This is a genomic window from Mycobacterium sp. WUMAC-067 (assembly GCF_020217485.1).
Taxonomy (GTDB): Bacteria; Actinomycetota; Actinomycetes; order Mycobacteriales; family Mycobacteriaceae; genus Mycobacterium.
The window spans coordinates 1-2,174 of record NZ_JAEKMI010000134.1 but is presented as its reverse complement, the minus strand read 5'-3'; the positions used below and the strand labels follow the sequence as shown (position 1 = coordinate 2,174).

At 63.8% G+C, this 2,174-nt stretch carries 1 protein-coding gene; it reads right to left on the bottom strand.

Annotation, left to right across the window (positions count from 1 at the left end):
* Window positions 1-118: 118 nt before the first annotated feature.
* Window positions 119-1,567, bottom strand: a complete 1,449-nt coding sequence (ltrA, locus tag JF781_RS27820; RefSeq protein WP_007168383.1) for a group II intron reverse transcriptase/maturase — start codon at window positions 1,565-1,567, stop codon at window positions 119-121.
* Between the last annotated feature and the right edge of the window lie 607 nt (window positions 1,568-2,174).

The following is a 2,174-nucleotide window of genomic DNA, read 5'->3' as shown; positions in this document are numbered from 1 at the left end:
CCCAGATAGGTGTAGGGGTCGGACCGGGGCGCGGTGTCGGCATTTCTACCGATCCGTTTCCCCGGCCCGCCCTCCGAACCCGCCGAGCGAATTTCTCCGCAACGGGCTCTCCACGGATTCAGGCCACTGGTGCAGTGATGTCCGTCGGCCTCGCTGTCCAAGGGGTGATGATTTTCGTGCCCCGGTAGCGGTATCGGGTGACCTCTACCTTCTGCGGCCGAAACATCGCCGTCTTGCCTTCGCGGATTTGCCAATTGGGCAGGAACCGTCGATGGAAGACGCCCCACGCCAGCCCGTGGTGCCGTTTGCGCATCCAAGTCACCACCCGCCACCATGTGAAGTGGTCGAGGTAGTCGAAGGTGCGTTTGGACACCCCGTGCTGGAAGTAATTGCACCATCCCCGCAGGACGGGGTTGAGTTGGCGCAGCAGATCAGCGAGCGTTCGATGTTTGTGTCGCCGCGTCAGATTCCTGACTTTGTCGGTGATGGACATAAGTGCCTTCTTCGACGGCCAGGTGTAGACGTAGTGCTTGGTCGTGCCCCTTTTGATCTGCCGTTGGATGCGGAAGCCGAGGAACTCGAACCCCTCGTCGACGTGGCAGATCCTGCTCTTCTCGACCGACAGGCGCAGGCCCATCGGCGCGAGCACTGCTGCGATCTCGTCCCAAAGCGCTTCGGCATCAGCGCGAGTGCCGTGGACCATGACACAGAAATCGTCTGCGTAGCGGACGATTTTCATGGTCGGAACTCCGGCGCGTCGATGCTTGGCACGTGTCCATTCCGGGCCGAGCGCCTTCCACTTCGCGGCGAAGTGCTCGTCGAGAACGGACAGGGCGACATTGCTGAGCAGTGGTGAGAGGATTCCGCCTTGCGGAGTGCCGGTGATGGTGTCCCGGTAGCCGAGATCTTTCGAGAGAATCCCGGCTTTGAGGAACGACTTCACCAGGGCCAGAACGCGTTTGTCCCCGACACGTCGCCGCACCCGGCCCATAAGGGCCGAATGCGAGATTTCATCGAAGCACGCCGTGATGTCTCCCTCGAAAACCCAGTGATAGGCCCGTGAGCCGCTGGCGAGGTGATGGATCTCAGCGATGGCGTCCTGGGCTCGCCTGCCCGGCCGGAACCCATATGCGCACGGATGAAAGTCCGCCTCGAAAATGGGCTCCAGCACCAGCTTCAGCGAAGCTTGCACGACCCGGTCGGCGACGGTCGCGATACCCAGGCGGCGGAGCTTGCCGTTCGCCTTCGGGATCATCACCTCCCGCACCGGATCCGGCCGGAATATCCGCTCCTTGAGTTCCTCGCGGAGCCGCTGAAGCAGTCCGACCGCCTCTGCCGCACCGACAGACCGCGGTGCGGTCCCATCGGCACCGGCTGAGCGCGCACCCTTGTTCGTCCGCACCCGCTCCCACGCGAGGGTGAGGAATGCGGGGTCATAAACGAGGTTGTACAAATCATCGAAACAGCGGTCGCTTTCATCAACCGCCCAATGGTGCAGTTTGCGTTGCATCCTGCGTACCCGCAGCTCGGCCGTGTCCGGGTCGGGCCACAAAGCACTCGTATTCACAAGTGACCTCCACAGTCTGCGTACTCGCCGCGAACCCGCTGGAGCCCTTTGCCATGCGACCGGCTTTCCCGGCCTCGGACTACTACGGCTCCTCCGCCCCACCACACCGGCATCAGCCGACGACTGCCTACCCCTCCAGCCCGGCTGGCTGCCGGATCTGACCGGGGACCGGCGCGGTGGTTCCCGTGTTCACTGTCAACCGTTTGACGGGTGAGGTGTCCAGCTATGCCCCTGCGACCTCGTCACGGCTACGCCGCAGTCCTTCACCGTGACCTCCCGAACCGGCGACATCAACCGGCCCACGAGTTCCCCGCCCTCAGGGCGGGTGCGCGTCGCTGCCCAGCCCGCATCCGCCAGGTTGGAGCTGGTGGTCTTCTCTTAAGAGGCGTTCAGCCGCTGGTTCCTCGCGTACACCTTCCCGTCTCGCTAGCCGGACCCGACCCGTCTGGCAGTACCAGGCCGTCCCGGCGTTGTCGGGGCTGCTTCCCACCCTCACCAAAGTCTCTTTAGATCAGGCTGCCCCCAGCTTCTACCGGGCCACTGCGATGGCTCGGCGACGGTGGTCTCTCACCTCCGTTCGGTTGAACAGCGCCTCACGGCGCTCGAT